The 17,436-nt window shown below is 64.8% G+C and carries 15 protein-coding genes; 10 read left to right on the top strand and 5 right to left on the bottom strand.

Annotated elements, in window-relative coordinates:
* Window positions 1–116: 116 nt before the first annotated feature.
* From G6N14_RS00745 to G6N14_RS00735, 3 genes are read left to right on the top strand one after another with little or no spacing between them, the layout of a single operon-like run.
* Complete coding sequence (locus G6N14_RS00745) at window positions 117–1,295, top strand: glycosyltransferase (RefSeq protein ID WP_085136715.1); 1,179 nt, start codon at window positions 117–119, stop codon at window positions 1,293–1,295.
* Entirely contained in the window at window positions 1,292–2,314 is a 1,023-nt protein-coding gene (locus G6N14_RS00740; protein WP_085136714.1) for a glycosyltransferase, read from the top strand. Before G6N14_RS00745 ends, G6N14_RS00740 begins: the two co-directional genes overlap by 4 nt.
* On the top strand, window positions 2,311–3,780 hold the full coding sequence (locus G6N14_RS00735; protein WP_085136713.1) for a glycoside hydrolase family 130 protein: 1,470 nt from the start codon (window positions 2,311–2,313) through the stop codon (window positions 3,778–3,780). Before G6N14_RS00740 ends, G6N14_RS00735 begins: the two co-directional genes overlap by 4 nt.
* A gap of 20 nt (window positions 3,781–3,800) precedes the next feature.
* On the opposite strand, the gene G6N14_RS00730 is transcribed toward G6N14_RS00735, so the two are convergent.
* Window positions 3,801–5,441 carry a peptide chain release factor 3 gene (locus G6N14_RS00730; protein WP_085136779.1) on the bottom strand — a complete coding sequence of 547 codons (1,641 nt, stop codon included), beginning with the start codon at window positions 5,439–5,441 and terminating at the stop codon, window positions 3,801–3,803.
* A gap of 71 nt (window positions 5,442–5,512) precedes the next feature.
* Between G6N14_RS00730 and G6N14_RS00725 the strand changes: the two genes are divergently transcribed.
* A complete protein-coding gene (locus G6N14_RS00725) occupies window positions 5,513–6,931 on the top strand; it encodes an SDR family oxidoreductase (protein ID WP_085127883.1) in 1,419 nt (472 codons plus the stop codon).
* A 4-nt stretch (window positions 6,932–6,935) separates the two neighbouring features.
* Here the strand turns inward: G6N14_RS00725 and G6N14_RS00720 are convergent, their stop codons facing one another.
* Together G6N14_RS00720 and G6N14_RS00715 are read right to left on the bottom strand one after the other, a co-directional pair.
* On the bottom strand, window positions 6,936–7,772 hold the full coding sequence (locus tag G6N14_RS00720) for an SDR family NAD(P)-dependent oxidoreductase (RefSeq protein WP_085136712.1): 837 nt from the start codon (window positions 7,770–7,772) through the stop codon (window positions 6,936–6,938).
* A 2-nt stretch (window positions 7,773–7,774) separates the two neighbouring features.
* Complete coding sequence (locus G6N14_RS00715) at window positions 7,775–8,260, bottom strand: nuclear transport factor 2 family protein (RefSeq protein ID WP_085136711.1); 486 nt, start codon at window positions 8,258–8,260, stop codon at window positions 7,775–7,777.
* A gap of 42 nt (window positions 8,261–8,302) precedes the next feature.
* On the opposite strand from G6N14_RS00715, the gene G6N14_RS00710 reads away from it, so the two are divergent.
* Window positions 8,303–8,557, top strand: a complete 255-nt coding sequence (locus G6N14_RS00710; protein ID WP_085136710.1) for a hypothetical protein — start codon at window positions 8,303–8,305, stop codon at window positions 8,555–8,557.
* Window positions 8,558–8,727: 170 nt separating this feature from the next.
* Here G6N14_RS00710 and G6N14_RS21175 read toward each other — a convergent pair whose 3' ends face one another.
* Window positions 8,728–8,862, bottom strand: coding sequence for a hypothetical protein (locus G6N14_RS21175; protein WP_264079961.1), 135 nt, complete (start codon window positions 8,860–8,862; stop codon window positions 8,728–8,730).
* 232 nt (window positions 8,863–9,094) lie between these two features.
* Window positions 9,095–10,759 (bottom strand): ABC-F family ATP-binding cassette domain-containing protein, encoded by a 1,665-nt coding sequence (locus tag G6N14_RS00705; RefSeq protein ID WP_085136709.1) that lies wholly within the window; start codon window positions 10,757–10,759, stop codon window positions 9,095–9,097.
* Window positions 10,760–10,797: 38 nt separating this feature from the next.
* Between G6N14_RS00705 and G6N14_RS00700 the strand changes: the two genes are divergently transcribed.
* The 5 genes from G6N14_RS00700 (at window position 10,798) to G6N14_RS00680 (ending at window position 17,427) form a co-directional block, all read left to right on the top strand.
* Entirely contained in the window at window positions 10,798–10,947 is a 150-nt protein-coding gene (locus G6N14_RS00700; protein ID WP_163786996.1) for a hypothetical protein, read from the top strand.
* Between the two features lie 148 nt (window positions 10,948–11,095).
* Window positions 11,096–13,696 (top strand): Z1 domain-containing protein, encoded by a 2,601-nt coding sequence (locus G6N14_RS00695; RefSeq protein WP_085136708.1) that lies wholly within the window; start codon window positions 11,096–11,098, stop codon window positions 13,694–13,696.
* Window positions 13,693–14,688, top strand: a complete 996-nt coding sequence (locus tag G6N14_RS00690) for a PD-(D/E)XK motif protein (protein ID WP_085136707.1) — start codon at window positions 13,693–13,695, stop codon at window positions 14,686–14,688. Before G6N14_RS00695 ends, G6N14_RS00690 begins: the two co-directional genes overlap by 4 nt.
* The gene (locus G6N14_RS00685; protein WP_133054943.1) at window positions 14,685–16,544 is read left to right on the top strand and encodes a hypothetical protein; all 1,860 of its coding nucleotides are present in this window, start codon (window positions 14,685–14,687) and stop codon (window positions 16,542–16,544) included. Before G6N14_RS00690 ends, G6N14_RS00685 begins: the two co-directional genes overlap by 4 nt.
* Window positions 16,534–17,427, top strand: a complete 894-nt coding sequence (locus tag G6N14_RS00680) for a hypothetical protein (RefSeq protein ID WP_085136705.1) — start codon at window positions 16,534–16,536, stop codon at window positions 17,425–17,427. The genes G6N14_RS00685 and G6N14_RS00680 overlap by 11 nt, the downstream gene beginning before the upstream one ends.
* Window positions 17,428–17,436: the final 9 nt, after the last annotated feature.

The raw sequence follows: 17,436 nt of genomic DNA, 5'->3' as shown, positions 1-17,436 counted from the left end.
GTGGAAAAGGTTGGGATCCGAGCCAGTCCGGGATGAGTCAGCGTTCTTGCCGTTGATCTTTTAGAGCAACCCGCTCGCACCGGACACACCGGGGACGACCGTTTGCCGGGATCACCATGGATGCTCTGTTCGCCTGCCCGCCCTTTACCGCTCCGAAGACGGAGCAACGCTATGCGCGTCCGCCGAGTTTCGGCATCGTCAGTACCTATCCGCCCACCCCGTGCGGGCTGGCGACCTTTACCGCCTCACTGTCCGACGCACTGTCCGCCAATGGCGCTGAGGTCAGTGTCGTGCGCATAGCGGACGGCACGCCTTCCAGTAGTTCCCGCGTCGTCGGTGAGCTGGTCAACGGGTCGGCGGCATCGGTGGCGGCCAGCGCCGAACTGCTCAACCAGAACGATGTCGCGATCATCCAGCACGAGTACGGGGTCTATGGCGGCGCCGACGGGGAAGATGTAGTGGATCTGATCGACGGGTTGCACGTGCCGTCCATCGTCGTCGCGCACACGATCCTCAAAAGCCCTACGCCACACCAGCGTTCGGTGTTCGAAGCGATAGCGGCACGGGCGGATCAAGTGGTCGTCATGTCCGAGGTGGCCAGTGAGCGCCTGTGCCTCGACTTCGACATCGATCGCCGTAAAGTCACCACAATCCCGCACGGCGCGACGGTGCCAGGGCGCGTCTCGTTGAAGCGTTCCGGCAGGCCCACCCTGTTGACCTGGGGCCTGCTGGGGCCCGGCAAGGGCATCGAGCGGGTTATCGACGTGATGGGATCGCTGCACGATCTCCCCGGGCGGCCGCGCTACCTGGTGGCCGGGCGGACGCATCCGAAGGTTCTGGCCGCCGACGGCGAGGCCTACCGTGACGCACGTGCCGAACAGGCACGCAGCAGCGGGGTGGCCGGCTCGGTGTCTTTCGACCCCGATTACCGGGGCGTTTCGTCACTGATGGCACTGGTCCAGTCCTCGGCTGCGGTCGTGCTGCCCTACGACTCCGCCGACCAGGTCACCTCCGGTGTGCTGGTTGACGCCATTGCGTGCGGCCGGCCCGTGGTCGCCACCGCCTTCCCGCACGCCATTGAGCTTCTCGGCACCGGGGCGGGCATCGTCGTGGGCCACGATGACCCCGACGCGCTTGCCGCTGCCCTGCGCCGGGTGCTGACCGATCCTCGGGCGGCCGGTTCGATGGCCGCCGAGGCCCGCCGGCTGGCCCCGTCGATGGCGTGGGCGAGCGTCGCCAATGCCTATCTGAGCGTGGCGCGCCGCCATCTCGCGCAGCGGCCGGCATCGGTATGACCGTCGGCACGCCGGCCCCGATCTTCGACCATCTGCTGCGCATGACGGACCATCGGGGCACCTTCGAGCATGCCTGCCTCGCCGAGCCGAGGCCCGAACACGGCTACTGCACCGACGATATGAGCCGCGTGCTCGTCGTCAGCAGCCGACAGCCCCGCGCTGATGGGGACGTGCACCGCCTCGCCAGTGTCGCGGTGCGGTTTCTGAACGAGGCGCAGGCCCTCACCGGGGCTTGCCGCAATCGGATGGACAGCACCGGCGGCTGGGCCGACGAGCCGACCTTCGAGGATTGCTGGGGCAGATGCGTCTGGGGCCTCGGAACGGCCGCTGCCAGGAGCGACGTGGGATGGGTGCGCCAGTCGGCCATCGTGCAGTTCGAGCGCGCCGCCCAGGGACGGTCGACGTGGCCGCGCGCCATGGCGTTCGCCGCATTGGGGGCCGCGGAACTCCTGAAGGTCAACCCCGGACATCGCGCGGCCCGCGAGCTCGTCTCCGACTACGCCGCCACCGTCCCCGAACCGACCGGCAACCCCACTTGGCTATGGCCTGAGGCGCGACTGACCTACGCGAACGCGGTCCTTGCCGAGGCGATGATCGCTGCGGGTGATGCACTCGACACGCCGACACTGTGGCAGCGCGGCCTGGATCTGTTGGAGTGGCTGGTCGGATACGAATCGACGGACGGGCACCTGTCACCCACGCCCGCGGAGGGACGCGGCCCCGACGACCGGCGGCCCGGATTCGACCAGCAGCCGATCGAGGTGGCCACCCTCGCAGATGCGTGCGCACGTGCCGCCGGCGTCGACGCCAGACAGATCTGGCCGGACGGAGTCCGGGCGGCCGCGGCGTGGTTCCAGGGCGCCAACGACGCGCGACAGCTGATGTGGGATCCGCAGACGGGCGCCGGATTCGACGGTCTGCACGCCGACGGAGTGAATCGCAATCAAGGCGCGGAGTCGACCCTGGCTGTGCTGTCGACCCTGCAGCAGGCCCAGCATTTCGCGACTGTGCCGCAATGACTTACGGGTTGGCCACGCGGAGTCCCCAGCGGCTCGCGGCCGATCCGTCGCGCGTGGTCACCCGACTCTTCGTACCCGGCCAGGAAGGTTTCGAGCACCAGGAGTCCCGTGCGGGACAGGTGCTCCGGCGGATTCTGGCGCTGGACGAGGACGAGGCGCGTTCGTCGTTAGACGATGTCGTGGCACGCTTCGACGGCCGTCACCGTGATCTGGTCGGCACCTTCGGCCGACACGCCCGGGAACTCGCCGACCGGTTGGATCCCCAGCGGGAACTCTCCGAGGTACGCATGTTGTTGCTCGGTGCGACGTTCACCAGCGAATACGCCATCGAGGGTGCGGCGTTGTGCAATCCCAGCATCGTGGCGCACCCCGACCAGGCGGGAACGCGCGCGGGCGGGCTGCGATTCATCATGAGCGTACGGGGTATCGGAGAAGGACATCGTTCCTCGATCGGGTTCCGAACCGGCATCGTCGACGCGTTCGGGCGCGCCACCATCGATGACCTGAGCCCCTTCGCCACCGTCGGAGCAGCCAGCGCGACCCTGCTGGACGCAGCCGTCTTTCGCAGTGAGCTCGCCCGACTCGACGACGCCGGCGAGGCAACCGGCTACGTCCTCGACGGGCTCGGCGACCGCTTCACCCGAACGGAGCTCGATCAGCGACTGGCCGAGCTTGAGACCCATCTGAGCACCCGTGGACGCGCCCGAGAGACGATCTCGGCGATCCGCGCCATCGCCGCACGTACCTATGCCGTCAGGTTTCCCGATGCCATACCGCTTTCCGAGCGGGTGCTGTGTCCATCGATGGATGCTGAGCGGGCCGGGATGGAGGACGCTCGATTCGTCCGCTTCACCGACGACGACGGCACCCTCAGGTGGCTTGCCACCTACACCGCCTACAGCGGATCACATATCAGCCAACAGCTCTTGGAGACAACGGATTTCCGCTCGTTTACCTCCACGCCGATAGCCGGAAGCGCCGCGGCCAATAAGGGACTGGCATTGTTTCCGCGCCGGATTCGAGGCCGGTTCGCGGCGATGTCGAGAGCGGACCGCGAGTCGAATGCGATCGCCTACTCCGATCACCTGTCGGTGTGGCCGAGCGCGGTTCCAGTTCAACGCCCCGCCCAGGCGTGGGAGGCGTTGCAGCTCGGGAACTGCGGTCCGCCCATCGAGACCGAAGCCGGCTGGCTGGTGCTCACCCACGGGGTGGGCCCGATGCGCACCTATCGCATCGGAGCGATTCTGCTCGATCTCGACGATCCCACTCGGATGGTCGGCCGGCTACGCGAACCGCTGCTGAGCCCCGCCGGCGACGAGCAGGATGGCTATGTGCCCAATGTGATCTACTCCTGCGGCGCCCTGGTGCACGCCGACACCCTGGTGCTGCCGTACGGTATCGGCGACTCCGCCATCGGTATCGCCACCGTGCCGCTGCCCGAACTGCTTGCCGCACTGTGTGACTGACGGCTGGCCGTGGGGTTCGCCTATCCCTCCGCGGCCACCAGGGACCGCAGCTGCACGTCGGGGTTGTCGCGCTGGAAACCCTGCAGGCGCCAAGCGTTGGAGAACAACACCAGGTGCACCCCGTCAGTGCGGGTCAAGACTTCCGCCAGCGATTGCTTGTTGACGAAGTCGACGTCGTCGGCGTCCACGATCCGCGCCACCTGATAGGGCAGCGACTCCAGCGTGATCGGGGCCCCCATTTCTCGAGCCATCCGGTGCGCGGCCACCTCGAACTGCATCGGGCCGACCGCGGCGAGTACCGGCGCCTGCTCACCGCGGCGATCGGAGACCAGCACCTGCACGACGCCCTCCTGGTCCAACTGTTCGATGCCGCGGCGGAATTGCTTGTGCTTGCTGGGATCGACGTTGCGCGCCACCGAGAAATGCTCGGGCGAGAAGCTCGGGATCGGCGGGTATTGCACGGGCACATCGCAATACAGCGTGTCGCCGGGGCGCAGGGCCGCAGCGTTGGCCAGCCCGATCACATCACCGGGCCAGGCGGTGTCCAAGGTGGAGCGCTGTTGGCCGAACACCGACTGGGCGTACTTGGTGACAAAGGGCTTGCCGGTCGCGGCGTGAGTGAGCACGTCACCGCGTTCGAAGGTTCCCGAGTACACCCGCGCGAAGGCGATGCGATCGCGATGGGCGGAGTCCATTCCCGCCTGCACCTTGAACACGAAGGCGCTGAACGGTGCGTCGGTGGCCCGGCGGGTCCCGTCGACGTCGAGCGCCCCGCTGGGCGCCGGCGCCAACTCGGTGAGCACGTCGAGAAGCTGATTCACGCCGAAGTTCAAGGCCGCCGAGGTGAACAGCACCGGCGTCGCCGTGCAGTCGAGGAACGCCTCGCGGTCGAAGTCGGATCCGTCGGCTGAGAGCAGCTCGCACTCTTCGACCGCGGTGTCCCAGTCATCACCGGCCGCGGCATGCGCATCGGCCGCGGCGATGTGCTCCTCGGGTGCCGCGGTAGCACCACCGGCGGTACGGGTGAACCGGATGAAGTTGCCGGACCGGCGATCGAGCACCCCGTCGAATTCTCCGGCGATGCCGACCGGCCAGGTCAGCGGGGTGGGACGCAGTCCGATGCGGGTCGCGATCTCGTCCATCAGTTCCAGGGCGTGCCGGCCGGGCCGGTCCCACTTGTTGATCACCGTGATGATCGGGATCCGGCGATGGCGGCATACCTGGAACAGCTTGAGGGTCTGCGGCTCAAGGCCTTTCGCGGCGTCGATGAGCATGACCGCGGAGTCGACGGCGGTCAGCACCCGGTAGGTGTCTTCGGAGAAGTCGGCGTGGCCAGGGGTGTCGAGCAGGTTGATGACGCAGTCCTGGCCCTTGGGGGTGCGGTAGGGGAACTGCAGGGCAGTCGACGTGATGGAGATGCCGCGGGCTTTCTCCATCTCCATCCAGTCCGACACCGTGGCACGACGACCGGATTTGCCGTGCACCGCACCGGCCTCGGTGATGGCCTTGGCATGCAGCACCAGGGCTTCGGTCAAGGTGGATTTGCCGGCATCGGGGTGGCTGATGACGGCAAAGGTTCGCCGGCGACCCGCTTCAGACGAGATCCGGCCGGTTTGCGGCGCGGCGGCGACCGTCGGTGAATCCAGGGCGTTGTCGGTCATTGCGTCGCTGAGTGTATTGGCGATCTTGCGCAAATCGGTAATCGAGCGCCCGGCCCGATACCCTTCCACGCGTGACCGCGATCGACCCCGAAAGGCTCGCCGCCTGCCTACAGGTGCTCGCCGAGATCGACGCGCTGCCGCCCGAGCACCCCGACGCCGTCGCGGTGCGCCGAGCCACCGCGCGCATGTTCAAGCAACTCAAGAAGGCCCGCCGGACTGCCAAACGCGACGCCGTTGCCGCCGCTGACCAGGCCGTCATCGCCGCCACGGCCACCGGGGCACCGGGCCGTATCGACGACGAGACGCAGGGTATTCCGCTGGTGTCGGCCGCGGTCGGGGCGTCGGCGGGCACGCTGCTGCGCTCGCGGGCCTGCTACATCTGCAAGACCCACTACACGCAGGTAGACGCGTTCTATCACCAACTCTGCCCGGACTGCGCCGCCATGAGCCGGGCCAAACGGGATGCCCGCACCGACCTGACCGGCCGGCGCGCCCTGCTCACCGGCGGGCGCGCCAAGATCGGCATGTATATCGCGTTGCGGCTGCTGCGCGACGGTGCGCACACCACCATCACCACCCGTTTCCCCAACGACGCGGTGCGCCGCTTCGCCGCGATGCCCGACAGCGCTGACTGGCTGCACCGACTGCAGGTGGTGGGTATCGACCTGCGCGACCCGGCCCAGGTCGTCGCACTGGCGGACACGGTGGCCGGCCAGGGCCCGTTGGACATCCTGATCAACAACGCGGCGCAGACGGTGCGCCGTGCCCCCGGGTCCTATGCCGCCCTCATCGAGGCCGAACGCACCTCCTCCAACGAGCTGGTTGACGTCATCACGTTCGACCATGTCAGCGACGCCCACCCGGCGGCCCTGGCCGGCAGCCTCGCCGAGCATCAGGCGCCGCACGCGCTGACTGAGCTGGCCTTGACTGCCCGCAGCGCCTCCCCGGCGCGAATTGCCGCCGGCACCGCGATCGACGCGGGCGGGCTGTTGCCCGACACCGCCCCGGTGAACAGCTGGACGCAGCGGGTGCACGAGGTCGACGCCCTGGAGCTGCTCGAAGTGCAGCTGTGCAATCAAACGGCACCGTTCATCCTGGTGAGCCGGCTTCGCCCGGCCATGGCGGCATCGAAGGCCCGCCGTAAGTACGTGGTGAATGTCTCGGCGATGGAGGGTCAGTTCAGCCGCCGCTACAAGGGTCCGGGCCATCCGCACACCAATATGGCCAAGGCCGCGCTGAACATGTTGACCCGCACCAGTGCCGCCGAAATGCTGGAGAACGATCGCATCCTGATGACGGCGGTGGACACCGGCTGGATCACCGATGAGCGCCCGCATCCCACCAAGCTGCGTCTGGCTGAGGAGGGATTCCACGCCCCGCTGGATCTGGTCGACGGCGCCGCCCGGGTCTATGACCCGATCGTGCGCGGGGAAGCCGGCGAGGATCTGTACGGGTGCTTCCTCAAGGATTACGCGCCGAGCAACTGGTAGCCGGTCAGTAGAGCGGCCCGCCGCCGAACAGGGCGCGGTGCGAATCGGGCTGGTTGCCCTCGATGTCGGTGACACGAAAGTCCAGCGCGGCCTCGGCGGTGATCAAGGTGTGTCCGCTGCGAGCCGCGATGTCCGGGTCGTCGGCCAGGGCGGCGATGACACGGCCGATGAACTCCGGGGTTTCGGCGTTGGCCAGCGGGTAGCCCTGGAAGTTGTCCAGTCCGCGGTCCATGAAGCCCTGCATGACTTCGTTTTTGACCAGGCCCGGCCACAGCGAGACCGCGCTCACCCCGGTTCCGGTCAGTTCGACGGCCATGTCGGCGGCCATCTTGTCCAGTCCGGCCTTGGACATGCCGTAGAGCACCGAGTGCAGGTGCCCGCGGGCGCCGAAGGAGGAGATGTTGGCGATCAGGCCCGCACCGCGCGCCACCATCAGCTGCGCGGCGCGCACCGAGGCGACGTAGTGGGCGCGCAGCCCCACCCCGATCAGGGTGTCCCAGTCCGAGAGCGGGCGCTGCCAGAACTTCTCGGTGAACCCGGCGAAGCCCTTCGGCGCGGCCCACACGTTGTTGACCAGCAGGTCCAGCCGGCCGTCGTACTCGTCGGCGATGCGGGCGAACAGCGCGGCGATCTGCGCGTCGTCGCGGTGGTCACACTGCACGGCGATGCCGCGGCCACCGCGTTCGGTGACCGCCCGGGCGGTCTGATCCAGCGGCCCATCGGCGCCGACCTCGCCGCGCGCGGTGACATACACCGTCCAGCCGTGTGAGCCGAGCGCCAACGCGACGCCTTTGCCGACGCTGCGGCTGGCCCCGGTGACCAGGGCGATCCGGGCGCTCATCGTCAGATCTCCCCCTGCTCCAGAATCCAATCGTCGCCTTGCGGCCGGGTGATGGCCCAGAGCTGCCGGAAGTGGCTGCGGGCCATTTTCCAGCTCCCGTCCTCGATCACGTAGTCGTCGTCGTACTCGCCGGTGAGCAGGCGTTCGGTGCGCTCGATCAGGTTGAGCTGGCGGAATTTCAGCGTCCAGCGTCCGGTGGCCGTGCCGGGGCCGGTGAGGGCGATGTCGGGGTGCATGCCGTGGTGCATGTCGAGGATCACCGGTTTGCCGTCGACCTTGTGCAACGCGACCCGGGTGAACACCGCGGCGATCTGGTCGGCGTCGTCGAATCCGCCCAAAGGTCCGTAATGAATGTCGGCGCCGCGGGCGATGAAGCAGGCCCGGAAGGTCTCGGGGTCTTTGGCGTCGCAGGCCCGGAAATAGCGGTGCTTGAGGGCTTTGATCGCCTCGATCTGTTCGAGCGCGGTCAGCCGCTCCTCGAGAGTCATCGCTCGACGATAGTTGTCGGTAGCGCGTGCCCCGGTGGGGGCATGCGATACCTGCTGGTACTCACCGCCCTAGCCGCAATCTGCCTGGGAAGCGGCGTTGCTGCGATCGCCGGGGCGGATGCTCCGCCGCCCTGCGCGGCGGTCAACACCTGCCGCTACATGCCCAACCCGTACTACGACGGGCCGCTGTTGCCGACGTGGAATGTTCCGGGCACCTACGGCGGCTGGACCACCCTGCCCGTGATGTGCGACCCGGTGACCTACAGCTGCCGGCAGGTCGTGCCGGGGGCCGGGTAGGGGTTGAGTCGCCACATTCGGAGCATGGCTGCTGCAGTCCCGGCCCGCGAGCTGCGTAACCACGCTGCGGAGATGTTGCGCCTGCTGGGATCGGGGTGCTCAGGGGCAGCCGCCCGGTGGCGCCGAGGGGCTCGGCCGCTACTGACTGCTACTGCCGCTGTGGGGACGTGTCAGCAGATTTGGCCGGCGAAGAAGGCCGCCGACACCAGGCCAACACACAACGCCACGGTGGCGTGACCCATCATGCCGGCGCTGACAGTCGCGGTGGCTGCCGTGACGCCCAAGCCGGTCAAAAAAGTGGTCATTACCTGCCTCCTGTGGCGTACATCACATCAAGGTTTCTAACGTGGTCTACACCACATCATACCTCTAAGGAAAATGCCAGCCCCGTCCCATCTACGGGAAAGTCGGGGGAATGCAGCAGAGCGCTGCCGGCCGCAGGTCAGGACGTGGCGGGGGCTGCAGGACTGCACGCCCACCGGCGCGTATGTGCTGGTCAAAAGGGGTCAGCCACCCGAGTCGGATGACCGCTTCCGCCTACAACTCGGTGACGCTCCCGCCCTCGACTAGCCAGGAGCGGTCCAACCGGACGTTCTGCAACATCCGGCGGTCGTGGGTCACCAACAGCAGCGCACCGTCGTAGGTTTCCAGCGCCTGCTCAAGCTGTTCGATGGCAGGCAGATCGAGATGGTTGGTCGGTTCGTCGAGGACCAACACGTTCGTGCCGCGGGCCTGCAGCAACGCCAGGCCGGCGCGGGTGCGCTCCCCGGGCGAAAGGTCGTCGGCCGCGCGCTCCACATGGTCGGCGGTCAGCCCGAACTTCGCCAGCAGGGTTCGCACGTCGGCGGTCGACCAGTCCGGCACCCGCTGCTCGAAGCGATCGACCAGCCGGGTGGGGCCGGTGAAGTCGGCGCGCGCCTGGTCGATTTCACCGATAGCAACGTTCGCACCCAGGCTTGCGCGGCCCGCGTCGGGCTGCTGACGGCCAAGCAGCAGTCGCAGCAGCGTCGACTTTCCGGCCCCGTTGGGGCCCACGATGCCGATCCTTTCGCCGGCACTGACCTGTAGCGACACGGGGCCGAGGACGAAATCGCCTTGCCGCACCACGGCACTGTCGAGTGTCGCAACCACCGAACTCGACCGAGGTGCGGCCCCGATGCTGAATTGCAGGGTCCATTCCTTGCGGGGTTCGACGACCTCCTCCAGGCGGGCGATCCGGCTCTCCATCTGACGCACCTTCTGCGCCTGTTTCTCACTGGAATCCGTAGCGGCGCGGCGCCGATTCTTGTCGTTGTCCGGCGCCTTGCGCATCGCGTTGCGGACGCCCTGGCTCGACCATTCCCGCTGCGTGCGGGCACGAGCGACCAGGTCGGCCTTCTTCTCGGCGAATTCCTCGTACTGTTCACGCCGGTGCCGGCGGTTGATCTCCCGTTCCTCGAGATAGCTGTCGTATCCGCCGCCGAACACGGTTGTGGTGTTCTGAGCCAGATCCAATTCCAGGACACGAGTGACGCTGCGGGCCAGGAACTCCCGATCGTGGCTGACCAGCACCACCCCGCCACGAAGATCACGGACGAACTGCTCCAGCCGGGCCAGCCCGTCCAGGTCGAGATCGTTGGTCGGCTCATCGAGCAGGACGATGTCGAACCGCGACAGCATCAGCGCAGCCAAGCCCACCCGGGCGGCCTGCCCACCCGACAGCCCGGTCATCAGCGTCGACTCGGGCCGTACAGCCTCCGAGGCCAGTCCGAGGTCGGCGAGCACCGCCGGCACCCGGTCGTCGAGGTCCGCCGCGCCGGTGACAAGCCAATGGTCCAGCGCAATGGAGTAGGCGTCGGCCGGATCGGTATGCGTGGGAGCCCGATCCGGATCTGCCAGGGCCGCGGCCGCGGCGTCCATGGCCTGCGCGGCCTGTGCGCAGCCGGTCCGGCGGGCGATATAGGCGCCGACGGTCTCCCCTTCCACCCGCTCGTGCTCCTGCGGCAGCCAACCGACGAACGCGTCGGCCGGGGCGATGTTGACCGAGCCGTCGAGCGGCTGCAGGGCGCCGGCGAGGATCCGCAACAGGGTGCTCTTGCCGGCGCCGTTGGCACCCACGACACCGATGACGTCGCCGGGTGCCACGGTGAGGTCAACGCCCTCGAACAGCGTGCGGTGCGCGAAGCCGCCGGCGACGTCCTTGGCGACGAGTGTTGCGGTCATCGGTACATGGTCGCAGGGGATGGACGAGGCATGGAGCGATGGCGGTTCTCAAACCCGTGCGCGTCCGGAAACGCCGGGGGAATTCGTTCGGTGTTGCACCGATCGTGTTGATCCTGCTGGCGCGAACCGAACAGCAGTTCCTGCGAACCATTCTCGCGGAAATGGCCATTGCGCTGCCCAGCCAATGAGGCCAACAGCGTTATAGGCGTACGACTCCGAGTGAAATAGCCCGGCGAGGGACTCCAGATTTGGTAGCTTCACGTCGGGTTTCGATCGACGACTCCGCTGATTACCGGGCTAGACCCATTGACGAGCAGTTAAAAAGGGAGGCGCGCAATGGCCGTAGATCTCGATCAGTTCTACGACATGTTCGCGGACTGGGCGATGGGCCATGGTGGCGCTTCCGCGGCGGCTGACCGGTTCCTCAGTGTGGGTGTGATCGACGAGTCCCAGGCCGCACTGCTCGTCAAGCGCTTCCAAGAGCGGGTGCAGAAGGTGATGCAGGGCGGACCGATCATCAAGCCGAAGCATGAGGACTCCTGGTACCCGGGGGCGCTCGAGACCGACCAGTGCTGGGGCGCATTCCGCCAACAGCTGATCGAGAAGGGAAGAGGAAACCAGATCGACGCTCTGAATGAGGCCTCGGACACGATCGTCCGGCTCACACCTGATCCCAGTGGCGAGCCGCGGTCGGCACGGGGACTGGTTGTAGGACATATCCAGAGTGGGAAGACGACGAATTTCACTGCGGTGGCAGCAAAGTTGGCGGACCGGAAGTACCGCATGGTGATAGTGCTGGCCGGCATCCACAACTCGCTGCGAAAGCAGACTCAGGATCGATTGATCAAAAATCTCACGGCCAAGGTTCCAGGACGGTGGTTCACAATCACCGGCGTTGACGGCGACTTCGACCTGACCCGGCTGGGCGATGACTCCAAGAAGCCTGGAAAGCAGGACGCCGTCGCCTATCTCTCCGCGCACGGCCAGACATCATTGCTGGTCGTGAAAAAGAACGCCGCAGTTCTCCGAAAGCTGCACCTGTGGCTGAACAAGCCGAGCGCGAGGGACGTGCTCCAGACGGCTCAAGTGCTCGTGATCGACGACGAGGCCGACCAAGCATCGATCGAGACGAACACCATCAACCCTTTGATTCGACAGATCCTGGGACTGTTTTCGCGCGGTACGTACATCGGCTACACTGCAACACCTTTCGCGAATGTCTTCATCGACCCCTCTGATTCAGACGATCTGTACCCGAGAGACTTCATCTACCCACTTCCGCAGCCTGAGAACTATTTCGGGTCGTCGACACTCTTCGGAAGGGACGTCCCAGACCTGGACCAGGATGATGAACAGGGCTTGGACATGATCCGGATCATCCCTGACGAAGACGAATTCCTACTCAGACCTCGCGGCAGAGCCGACCTTGACGACTTCTACCCAGTGGTGACCCACGAGCTGCGGTCGGCAATCCGCTGGTTCGTCCTAGCGACCGCTGCCCGGTGGCGTCGGGGCGACAGGGGTGATTCATCCATGTTGATTCACACCTCGTTCCAGACTTCAGTTCACGAAAAGTTCGCACCTGTCATAGATGCCGAACTGAAACGGCTGCTGGCCTCACTGATATCGGCCGATCCAGCAGTACTCGATGAGCTGCGCAGCCTATGGACTTTCGAGAGCTCTCGCGTACCCGCGGAACAGTTCAACCTGACGCCGCTGACGTTCGATGAGATCGGACCGTTCCTTCACGCCGTTGTCGATGACTGTCGAATCATCATCGACAATTCCAAGAGCGAGGCCAGGCTCCAATATGACGAGGAAGAGTCGTACACGGTCATCGCAATCGGCGGCAACACCCTGTCGCGAGGAATCACGCTCGAGGGCCTGGTCTCAAGCGTCTTCCTCCGTCCGACGAACACTTACGACACCCTGCTGCAGATGGGCCGGTGGTTCGGCTTCCGAGTCGGATACGAGGATCTGCCGCGAATCTGGATGACGGACGATCTGCGCCGAGCCTTCCGACATCTCGCGCTCGTCGAGCATGAGATGCGGCAGGACATGGCGGTCTACGAATTGCAGGGAATCACTCCTATGGAAGCCGCCGTGCGTATTCGTACCCACCCCGCACTTCGAGTTACAGCGAAGATGGGTGCTGCGAGACCGAATCGGATCTCCTATTCCGGCGCCCGTCTACAGACTCGTTTCTACCGACGCTGGAACGAACCCTGGCTGGCGAACAACTGGCGCGCTGGCGAGCGGCTCGTTGCGGCGGCGATGCGGCACAGCCAGCCGGAACCTCTGGCCAACGGAGGTGTGGTGCTGCGCAACGTGAAAGTGAACGACGTTCGCAGTTTTCTCGAGGAATACGACATCGTTCCGGACCAAGCCGATATGAGTACTGAGCAGCTACTCCAGTACATCGAGCATCAGAACGCGCTGGATGACCCGAAACTCGTCCGCTGGAACGTCGCAGTAATAGGCGGCAGTGGTGAGGACGTGCAGCTGGCCGGCTTAACCGTCCCCTCGTCTATCCGTGCGCCGTACAAGGGCAGCGGCGAGGTGGCAGACATCAAGACCCTTATGAGCAAGGTCGACCTCGTCGTCGATGTCGACGGACTGTCCAGCACCGAAGCGCGCAGTATGACAGAGGCGGAGTTGAAGGAGCGACGAATCGAAGCGCCCGAACTCCGAGGCAAAGGCCTCCTAGTCCTCTATCCATTGGACCGAATCGGCAAACCACATTCGGACAGGAGTGCCGGAGTGCGTGAACCCATGAATGCCTCCTCAAACCCACTCGGACTGGCCCTTGTGTTCCCCAAGACCTCGTACTCGGACAGCGAACGCGACGCCGTGCAGATGACGCATGTCGCTGTCGATCTCGCGACATTCCCAGAGGAGGTTGATACTGACGCCGAGGTATACGGGGCACGGAGATGAGCGACTACCAAAAACTTGTCTTTGACCATTGGCCTCAGATCGAGAGCGAAGGGGTGGCGTCCCCCGGCGGCTGGCGATCGATGACCTTGCCCATCGTCGCACACAGCCGCAAATTGATTCAGGCAGTTGACGAGTTGGGCCAGCACCACCTGTTGATCCCGGCCGACGGGACGCCTCATCCGGAAAATACCCGCAGCCCGCTGGCCATGTCGTTCCGGAACTTCCGTTTCGGGACCGGCGGCGAAACGGCTGCCGAAGGCAGGTACTTCGACATCCATTGCCGACTGCCGGCATTGAACTTAGAGTTCGACACGGTGGTCGGCGAGGTCATAGCGGCAGTCGAAAACGCCAGTCACCCAATCGGTGCGGCAGCGGCGACGCTCGCAGCATGGCGACGGCTGTTTGCAACGCTGGCGGACGTACGGCCGCTCACACACCAGGAGAAATTGGCAGCTTTCGGGGAGTTATCTGTACTTCAAGATCTCGTTGTCGGATTCTCGGATTTTCATGCGGCGTCGTGGACCGGCCCTGAGCGGAAACCACATGACTTCGAGCTTGCGGATGCGAGTATCGAAGTCAAGTCCGTAGGTGACAACTCGGAAACCATAACTGTTCACGGACTGGAGCAGCTCGTTTCGGCGGACGGTAAGCCTCTCTACCTCATCATCCGCCGGGTCGTCGAGGAGCCCAACGGGCGAACAGTGCCCGAACTGCTCGGTGAGATCCTCACCGAATGCGATGATCCCGCTGTCGTGCGACAACGAGCCGCCAGAATTGGTGTATATGAGTCTATGGAAGACGTCACGCGATTCGAAGTCACGGAGAGCTTGATCGGCAAGGTAGACAACGACTTTCCGCGGATCACCCGAGACACTCTCGGACCCGTGTTAGCGGACGTAGTCAGTGGCCTCAGCTACGACATACAACTTGCAGCCGTTCGCGATCGGCTGACTCCTGGGTCGGTCGATACGCTCCAGAAAAGGAAATCATGAGCGATATACGTTGGTGGTCACAGCCTTTCCCGCCTGAAGGCGGCCAGACCGCAGAAGGAATCAAGCGACAGCTCGGGCGTCCCGGGCTGCCCGAATACGCGGTGTTGGTTCGCGAAGCCGTACAGAACAGCTGGGATGCTCGACGGGACGATCGAGAGGGCCCTGTCGACGTACGCATCGAGTTGCGACGGCTTGGAGCCGGCGCTCCCACCTGGCGAGAGATTCTGGGGACATCTAGCGAGTCGGGAAAGGGCCGCGGCCTTCTCAACAAACTGCATTCCAACTCGTGGATTCTCACAGTCTCCGACCGGGGTACCAACGGCCTCGGCGGGCCGATACGGTCCGACGAGCCGGCAGCCGCCGGCGTCAGCGCGGATTTTGTTCAGTTCATCAGGAACGTCGGCGAACCTCGAGACAAGCACCTCGGAGGAGGCACGTACGGCTTCGGCAAAGGAATCTTCTATCGAATCAGTGAAGCCAGTGCGATATTGGTCGACACCCTCAATACCGAAGGGAACGCCCGGTCGCGTCGCCTCATGGGTGCAGCATTAGGAGGTGTTGAAACCACCCCCAGCGACAGACGGTTGACCGGACGCCATTGGTGGGGCGAGATCAACGACGACGTTCCAGATCCACTAATTGGCGCTGTAGCGGAAGCGGTCGCGTCCGATCTAGGCCTCCCGGGCTTCGCAGATGGCCGAACAGGCACGGACGTGGTGGTGATTCTGCCGAATCTCGAGCTCGACGATATAAATTCAGATCCGGGGTTGCTCGGGGAGCGGTTGCGCGCATACCTGTATTGGTACTTGTGGCCCAAGATGGGATCGCAAATCCGACGGCAGGATATCCACTTCTCGCTGTACATAGACGGCGACGAATTGGAACTTCCACCCCTTGAGGCGTTACCGGTATTGTCCGATTTTGCGAAGTCATTGGACAACGTCCACTCACGCCGCGGTAACGACTTCATGATGACGACACACACCAGGCAATACGGCCGACTGGGGCATGTCTCAATCGAATTCACCATGCCCGGTCTGCTCAGCGGCCCAAGCAAGGCATGGCGCAGCATCGAGCAGATCGCACCAATGCAGCGTCCGTACCGCCACATCGCTCGCATGCGACAGACCGAATTGGTCGTGGACTACTTCGAAGGTGAACCGATGCCGACCACAGATATCGGTTATGTCGGCTCCTTTGTTGTATCACCAGCCGTGGACGAGCTCTTCGCACAAGCAGAACCCCCCACCCACGACACGTGGGAGGTGGGAACCCTGGCCGGAGCGGCCAAGGGGATTGTGCAGGGATCCAAGCGATTCCTGAGTGACGAGTGTCGCAAGCAGGTCGAAACCCGTACGGGCGCACGGTCGAAGGCGGTCCAAGGTCTCGGAAGACTGTCCAGTTCGCTCGGGGCTCTGGTCCAAGGAGCAACTGGAACCAGGCCGGTGGGCTCCGGGAAGCGCCCGCCTGGACGTAGTAATGGCAGTTCCGGCACAGGGCCGTCGACAAGGGTCAAGACCCTACGCGCCTCACACCTCGTCGTGGACGGCGACACCTCATACGTCGAGTACGTGGTGGAGGTGCCAAACACGGTCCCGGAAGGCGCGACCATCAGTGCGTCAGCGTCGGTGGTGTTGGCAGGCGGCCGCAGCGAGAATCCGGACGACGCCCCAGCCGGCAGTGCACGAACCGAAGTCCTCTGTTGGTATTTCGAAGGAGATCCATCGGATCGAGTCCTCGGCGGCGAGCTTGCTGGAGGCGATATCCGCAAGGGGCGGTGGACTGCACGGGCCAGAGCTCTCGACGATGTCTCAGTACGAATCTCCGTGAGCCAGGGGGTAACGGGTGGCCAATGAATTCACGCCGCCATATCTGACTCCGGCCGACGAGGTAGTGGAGATGCATCCGTGGATGCATCTCGATCGGGGCGGGTCGGTTCCGCTGATCTCGCCGGTAGACGGTTGGGTCACTGGAACCGATATTGCTTTGTCACGCGGTGTAGTCGTCGACCTGGCAGCGTTGAGGGACCAGTGCCGGCTTCCAGCCAGCATCCCATTGGCCTTGGTAGTCAGTTGGCGAAGCGACGCATCGAAGATCCAGCGCCATCTGTTCACCCGACGCCTCGACAGATCGAGGAATGACATCCAAGTGACGCTCCCAGGCAGCGAGATCGGCGGAACTATCCAGATCACGACTGCCATCACCCTCCACGAAGACGTCGAAGCGCCCCTGGCCGGCGCACCCCACATTCGCGGCGCTGTTCTTGTTCGAGACAGGGTTTCGGTCACGCTCGAAGGCGAAGGATCGATGTTCCCCATGGCCGTCGTCGACTTCAGGACCCGGACATATGATGATCGGTCCTCCTGGTTTGTCGAGACTTCAACCGATCTCGGCGCAAATTTCAGTGCCGAGTTTCAGGTCTTCATCAACGAGCGCGACAAGGCCTTGATCAAAGCCATAGAGGCCGATAATCCGACTCGCGAGCAGCAAGCGTTGATCGATGAGCTCAGTTCCGGTGTCATGCAGGTCGTTCTCGAACTCGCCTATGCGTTGAAAAACAACGGGGAGCTCGGTCCCGAGGAACACGGCGACGGCAGCGTCGGCCAAGTGCTGTGCGGGCTGATCGAGCAAACCGGGAATCTCGATCTTGGTGACATGTATGACCCGTCGCAGATTGGCTGGCGGCAGTCACGGTTCCAGGCGATGGCTCGCCGAATAGCGGCCGGGAGGATATTTTAATGCCAGACG

This window comes from Mycolicibacter hiberniae (assembly GCF_010729485.1).
In the GTDB taxonomy this organism is placed as follows: Bacteria; Actinomycetota; Actinomycetes; order Mycobacteriales; family Mycobacteriaceae; genus Mycobacterium; species Mycobacterium hiberniae.
The sequence above is the reverse complement of the archived record's forward strand: the minus strand, read 5'-3'. Positions and strand labels throughout refer to the sequence as shown.